Here is a 7,246-nt window from a genome sequence, read left to right as displayed (position 1 = left end):
TATATACTAAATAATTGCTAATACTTATACTGTATACCTAATCCTAATAATAAACTAAAAGATTAGACATCTTTTGCCTTAAATCTTTTAAAGAAAAAGTTATATAAGGTATAAGTGTTTTGTCTTACTTTTAAGGAATACTTTAAGAAATAGGAGTTGGGTATGAATGGAAAATTATATATTTTGCTAAAGAATCGTGGTTATAGCTAAATAGTCTATTTAAGGCATTATCTATAAATTTAGGGAATACGCTAATTCTCTACTTTGTCTTAAAAATCATAAAAATTCCTAATTATGAACTCCTTAGTATAGCATCACAATGTTTGGTAATATGTTGAATGATTTTATTACTCAACTCTTGAATCTCAATATCGGTTAGAGTTTTATCAAATGGTTCAATGGCAACACTAATCGCTATAGACTTCATACCTTCTGGGATATCTCTACCACTAAAAACATCAAAAATCTTTATATTTTTAATTAGTTTTTTATCAACTGCTTTAGCTATCTTAATGATTTCAGTAGCAGGCAGAGTTTGTTTTACTAAAAATGCAAAGTCTCTGACTAAAGGCATTAAATCAGAAATTACTGCTACCGGTTTTAAATAATTATTCTTTGCTTTACTAATTGGTAACTGCTTTAAAAGCAATTCTGCCATTATAATATTTTCTTTTAAGTTTAATTTATGTTTTAAGAAAGGGTGAATCTCTCCGAAATAACCTATAATATTATCTCTTCCCAAAGACAAACTTGCTGACTTCGTACTATGATAATACTTTGGTAGATTATTCGTACTAATGGTAAGATTATCCGGATTAAAGCATAAATGTTGTATTAGAATAAAGAGCTCACTCTTAGCATTAAAAATAGTATAAAAAATATCAGTATTTTCCCAATGCTTAGTAAGTTTTTTACCTGACATTACAAAGGCTGCAACAGTTTCTTCCCCACTACTATTTTGAGTGGTATTATTATAAACATCAGCGATTTCAAAAAATTTTAAGTTAAAGTAGCCTTTATTATTATTAGTAGCTATATTATTCACTAAACTCGGTATAAGGGAGCTCCTCATTATTGAGAATTCCTCACTCAGAGGGTTGCTTAATTCTATTTCTTCGTTATATAGAGAATAAATTTTAGCCAAATTTTTATTTATAAAAGATAAATTAATGACTTCTAAAAACCCCTGAGTTGCCAAAGCTCTTTTGGCTAATAAGGTTCTCTCATAGAAATCTGTAAAGATTTTTTCTGTTTGCTCATGGTATGGTATAGGTGCTAATGGAAGGTTATTTACCCCGTAAATCCTGATTACTTCTTCTACTAAACATTGTTTGCTATCTATATCTTTTCTAAACTTAGGAATTTCTATTCTCAAATTTTCTATATTAATTTGCTCTACTCCAAAACCTAACCCTAAGAAAATATTTATTACCTTATCAAGGGAAAACTCAATCCCACTTAATTCTCTAAGATAATTTAAATTAAATTCTATTACCAATGGAGTGATTTCTTGTGTTTGCATAATAAGAGGATACTTAGCTTTCCCCCCGCAAACACCTAATACTAAAGCAATACTATATTCTAAAATCTGCTCAATCTCTGCCTCATTAGTGCTACGCTCAAAACGATAGGCAGCATCAGTATTCAGATTCAAAGCTCTTTTAGCTAAGGCAATTTTGGTTTTGTTGAAACTACCGCATTCTAAAACTACTTCCGTAGTATCAAAACTGCAAGCACTCTGTATACCTCCTAAAATACCTGCTATAGCTTCTATTTTATTATTAATAGTAATAATAGGAGTATTTGTTTGTAGAAAATATTCTTTATTATCAAGTCCTGTAAAACTATGTTCGGATTTACTTAAATCCACCCTAAAATTTAAATTATTTAAGGTAGCTTTGTCATAAAAATATAGAGGCTGATTCACATCAAACATAATAAAGCTAGCTAAAGCAACTACTGTATTATTGGGTTTTATACCGATAATTTCTAAGTAATTACTAATATTTTCTGGTAATTTAGCTTTATTATTTAAAGCAAAGAGTTCACATAAAGCAAATTTAGTAGATATGTTAGGATTCAATTCCAGAGAAAGAGAAAATTTATCGTTAGTAAGAGAAGGTATATCCTGTGCAAAAGTAACTTTTTTATATTTTAGCGGTTTCAAAGTTCCTATACCAAAAGCCGCTAAATCTCTGGCAATTCCTCTTACTCCGAGTAAATCACCTCTATTGGGAGTAATTTTAACCTCAATTAATATATCATCTCTACCTATAGCTTTTGCTGCTAGTTCTCCCACAGAAAAATCTTTATTTACTTCTATAATTCCCTCATCCAAACCATCCAAAGAGAGTTCTGAGAAAGACAATAACATTCCCTCACTTTTTTCTCCTCTAATATTAGTAGGTTTCAAGGTAATTTTACTCCCCGGTATATAAGTATTAAGAGGTGCATAAATTACTTTAATATCTGCCTTAGCATTTGTTGCTCCGCACACTATTTGTAAGATCCCGTCCTTGGTTTTTACTTCACAAACTTTTAATCGATCGGCATTAGGATGAGGATTTGTTGCAATAATATGAGCAACAGAAAAATCTTTAAAAAGATATTGATAATTAATAATATTCTCAACTTCAACTCCGATATTAATTAGAGCTTCAGTAATCTCCTTTAAATGTGCTGTTGTATCTAAATGCTCCTTCAACCAATTAAAAGTAAATTTCATTAGTTAAGACCCCACACTAAATTCGGTATTTTTAAAAAATCAAAACCATAGTGTTCTAGCCACCTCACATCATTCTCAAAAAAAGCCCGTAGGTCAGAAAAACCGTATTTAAGCATAGCTATTCTTTCAATCCCTATCCCAAAAGCAAAACCACGATATAATTCAGGTGATAGTCCGCAGTTAACAATAACTTTAGGATGAACCATACCACAGCCTAATATCTCTAACCAACTTTCTCCTTCACCGATAATAAGTTGCCCGTTCTTTTTAGCACAAGCTACATCAAACTCAAATGATGGTTCGGTAAAAGGAAAATAACTCGGTCTAACTCTTAAAGATAAATTCTTTAATCCAAAGAATTCCTGACAAAAATTATATAAAACTCCTTTTAATTGAGGAATATTAACAAATTTATCAATATATAAACCCTCTACCTGATGAAACATAGGAGAATGAGTAGCATCATAGTCATTTCTATAGGTTTTACCTGGAACAATAATCCTAAGAGGTAGTTCTTGTTTAGACATTTCCCTAATCTGTACTGTAGAAGTATGAGTTCTTAAAACTTTACGTAATCCTAAATCATCTTTAGCATTAAGATAAAAGGTATCATGTTCCTGCCTCGCTGGGTGATACTGTGGAATATTCAAGGCGGTAAAATTATGCCAATCATCTTCAATATCAGGACCACTTTTTACTACAAAACCTAAGTTACCGAAAATTGCAATAATTTGTTCAATTGTATTTGAAATAGGATGTAATTTACCAAGTGACTTATTCTGTACCGGCAAAGTAACATCCAGGGCTTCATTCTTAAGATTTTCTTCCATTTCAAGAAGAACTAAGGCTTCCTGTTTTAGGGTTAAGACTGCTTGTAACTTTTCTTTAAGAATATTAAGATAACGTCCCTGCTCTTTTTTAGCAACAATCTCTAGGCTGGTTAGAGCTTTCATTTTAGTAGTTAAGATACCCTGACGCCCAAACAACCTCATTCTAAACTCTTCTACCGAAGTAGTAGTACTAAGTTTGTTAATTTCTTGAAGGTATTGAGCTAAGTCTGGATTATCCATGAGCAATCATTGTATCTTATTAATAGTAAGTTATATGAAAAGAGAATCTTAGTAATTCTATGACTTAATTACTCTGCAAAGCTTCTTTAGCTTTATTAACAAATACAGAAAATGCCTCAATATCTCTGATGGCAATATCCGCTAAAATCTTACGATTTACTACTATGTTAGCTTTTTTTAAGCCATTCATAAATGCCGAATAAGTTAAATCATACATTCTAGAAGTAGCATTGATTCTTTGAATCCATAAACCCCGTAAATCTCTCTTTTTGTTTCTACGATCTCTATAAGCATACTGTAGAGCTTTTTCTACTTTCTCTACAGCCACCCGAAAAACATTATTATTTCTACCTCTGTAACCTTTAGCTAATTTTAGAATTTTTTTGTGTCTTTTATGGGTGGTAGTACCCCTTTTTACTCTAGCCATTTTTTCTCCTTAACCTCTTAAACCGGGTTTAATTAAATTCATATCTCCGGCAAAAAGGACTTTCATACCCCTAGCAGAGCGTTTCATTTTTTGTGGTCTGCGTCTTAAAAAATGGCTTTTACATGCATATTTTGCTTTAATAAGACCAGAGGCAGTGACTTTAAATCTTTTTCTAAAACTAGATTTACTTTTTAATTTGGGCATTTTGAATGATTCTCCTTAATATTTTTTTTATTATTTATTCTATAGCTTACAAGAATCGGCATGCCCTGCCTTATCTTTTTAGTATTATATTCTCTAATAATTAGAACTAACTATCTATAATAGAATAAGCTATATGATACAAAAAAAATTAGAAAAAAACAATATCCTATTTTTGCTCACTTACTTTTTTTTGCTATTTACTTTGATGTATATTATATTTATTACAAATTATTTCTTAATACTAACAGATATTGGAGCAATGAGACTAATTACTCTAGCACCTTCCCTTTGCGGAGGTTTTTCTAATTTACCTATTTCCTCACCGCCGATATCTTTATAAAAACTATCTAGAAATTCTATGGCTTCTGCGGCAAAAGCAGTTTCTCTGCCTCGTAGCTTTAAAATCATTTTTACTTTGTATTGTTTAGTTAAAAATTCAGTACACTGTTTGATTCTTACTTGGTAATCACCTAGACCAATTCTTAAGCTGAATTGTAGCTCTTTTATTACTGTAACTTTCTGATTCTTCTTAGCTAGATTTTTTTTCTTTTTTAATTCATACTTATATTTACTATAATCTAAGATTTTACATACTGGATTCTTGTTACTAGGTGAAACTTCCACTAAATCTAATCCGGATTTTTTAGCTAAATTAATAGCTGCTATAGTATTCATAATACCTAAAGACTGACCTTGACTATCAATTACCATTACTTCATAATCTTTAATATCCTCATTGATTCTAACTCCATCTTTAGATATAGTTTTAACATCTTTATTGTTATTAGCATTTTTATTATATACAGTATTATTGCTGAAAACCGGCTTTTTAATAAATTATCTCCTCATAAAATTTAAAGTATCTTTACAATTATTTAATTGTATCATTTACTATGTTAGCAATTGCTACATTAATATCAAGACTTTTTTGCTGTACTTCTCCTAAATATCTTAGGGTAATCTCTTGATTTTGTTTTTCTTTCTCTCCTAAAATTCCAATAATCGGAACTTTGTTCAAACTGTGTTCTCTAATTTTATGATTAATTGTTTGTGATCTAGTATCTAGAATAGCAGCAATACCCTTTTCTTTAAAAAGTTTTAAAACTTTTATAGCATAAGAATCAATTTGATTAGTAACGGTAATTAATGCTATTTGGGTTGGAGCTAACCATAAAGGTAATTTACCGCCATAGTGCTCTAATAAGATTCCTATAAATCTCTCAAAAGAACCCAGTATAGCTCTATGTAACATAATAGGAACACATTTATTTCCAACTTCATCTACATAATGTGCACCTAATCTTTCCGGTAGAATAAAATCTACTTGCAAAGTACCTAATTGCCACTCTCTGCCAATAGAATCAGTTAAAACAAATTCAAGTTTAGGCCCGTAAAATGCTCCTTCTCCTTTGTTCATGATTAAGTCTAATCCTGCCTGTTCTGCTGCTGACCTTAGGGAAAACTCAGCAATATCCCAAGTTTTATCATCCCCAGCCCTATTCTTAGGGCGATCGGAAAATTTAATTTTAATAGTAATTGCTCCGAAAATATCTTGATACACTTCCTTAAGCAAAGCACAAAACTTTTGAGTTTCACTACTAATTTGCTCTTTAGTACAGAAAATATGAGCATCATCCTGCACAAAAGCTCTAACCCGCATTAAGCCGTGTAAAGCTCCTGATGGTTCATTCCGATGGCATGACCCAAACTCAGCTATTCTAATAGGTAAATCCTTATAACTTTTAATACCTTGTTTAAAAATTTGCACATGAGCTGGACAATTCATAGGTTTCAGAGCAAGGGTTTCGTTATCATTTGCAATAATAAACATATCATTTCTAAATTTATCCCAATGTCCAGATTTTTCCCATAAACTTTTATTAAATATTTGCGGTGTTCTCACCTCATTGTAATCATTTTGTTCTAATTTTTGACGAATATGATCTTCTAAACGTCTATATAATTTATAGCCTTGCTCATGCCAAAAAACCATCCCAGTAGCTTCTTCTTGGAAATGAAATAATCCCATTTCTTTACCAAGTTTTCTATGATCTCTTTTCTCGGCTTCTTCTAACATAAAGAAATAATTTTTTAAGTCTTGTTCTGATAAAAAACCAATCCCATAGATTCTTTGTAAAGACTGATTATTCACATCTCCCTTCCAATATACTGCAGAAACTTTAGTTAATTTAAAAGCCTTTGACACTAACCCAGTATTCCTTAAATGCGGGCCCCTACATAAATCTAAAAAATTTCCCTGCCTATACATAGATACAGTCTCATCGGTTATTTTTTTTAAAATTTCTACCTTAAAAATTTCAGCTCTTTCCTGATAATATTGAATAATTTTATTTCTTTCCCAAACTTCTCTAGTAACCTCCTCTTTTCTATCTATAATCTTACGCATTCTCTGCTCAATTTTAACTAAATCCTCAGTACTAAATGGATTCTCCGGTAAAAAATCATAAAAGAAACCATTCTCCGTAGCAGGACCGGTAGCTAATTTGGTATTAGGATAGAGTTCTAAAATAGCTTCTCCCAATAAATGAGCCATATCATGTCTCATAACAGGCAATAAGTAATTTTTATCTTTATAGGTTAAAATTTTAAGAGAAGCTGATTCCTCAATTTTTCTGCTTAAATCTAACGGTTCATCATCAACCATAGCTAGCAATGCATTCTTAGCTAAAGAACTACTAATTTCTTGTGCTATCTGTATAGCACTAACAGAGGTATTATATTCTCTAATTGAACCATCTGTTAAAGTAATTTTAATCATTTGAATAATCACTATATTAATTTATTGTTAATAAAAAATAT

General features: G+C 30.8%; 6 protein-coding genes. All 6 read right to left on the bottom strand.

The window, feature by feature from the left end; all coding sequences use genetic code 11:
* Window positions 1-292: 292 nt before the first annotated feature.
* The 6 genes from pheT to thrS all read right to left on the bottom strand — a co-directional run bounded on the left by pheT (window position 293) and on the right by thrS (window position 7,205).
* Entirely contained in the window at window positions 293-2,725 is a 2,433-nt protein-coding gene (pheT, locus tag ACQCX0_RS04550; RefSeq protein WP_462562991.1) for a phenylalanine--tRNA ligase subunit beta, read from the bottom strand.
* Window positions 2,725-3,795 carry a phenylalanine--tRNA ligase subunit alpha gene (pheS, locus tag ACQCX0_RS04545; protein WP_462562990.1) on the bottom strand — a complete coding sequence of 357 codons (1,071 nt, stop codon included), beginning with the start codon at window positions 3,793-3,795 and terminating at the stop codon, window positions 2,725-2,727. The genes pheT and pheS overlap by 1 nt, the downstream gene beginning before the upstream one ends.
* 64 nt (window positions 3,796-3,859) lie before the next feature.
* Window positions 3,860-4,222, bottom strand: a complete 363-nt coding sequence (gene rplT, locus ACQCX0_RS04540) for a 50S ribosomal protein L20 (protein WP_462562989.1) — start codon at window positions 4,220-4,222, stop codon at window positions 3,860-3,862.
* 9 nt (window positions 4,223-4,231) lie between these two features.
* The gene (gene rpmI / locus ACQCX0_RS04535; protein WP_462562988.1) at window positions 4,232-4,426 is read right to left on the bottom strand and encodes a 50S ribosomal protein L35; all 195 of its coding nucleotides are present in this window, start codon (window positions 4,424-4,426) and stop codon (window positions 4,232-4,234) included.
* Window positions 4,427-4,654: 228 nt separating this feature from the next.
* On the bottom strand, window positions 4,655-5,167 hold the full coding sequence (gene infC / locus ACQCX0_RS04530) for a translation initiation factor IF-3 (protein ID WP_462562992.1): 513 nt from the start codon (window positions 5,165-5,167) through the stop codon (window positions 4,655-4,657).
* Between the two features lie 130 nt (window positions 5,168-5,297).
* Window positions 5,298-7,205: a threonine--tRNA ligase gene (gene thrS, locus ACQCX0_RS04525; protein ID WP_462562987.1), complete on the bottom strand. Its 1,908-nt coding sequence runs from the start codon at window positions 7,203-7,205 to the stop codon at window positions 5,298-5,300.
* Window positions 7,206-7,246 lie beyond the last annotated feature (41 nt).

Source organism: Candidatus Hepatincolaceae symbiont of Strigamia maritima, from assembly GCF_055505085.1.
The sequence above is the reverse complement of the archived record's forward strand: the minus strand, read 5'-3'. Positions and strand labels throughout refer to the sequence as shown.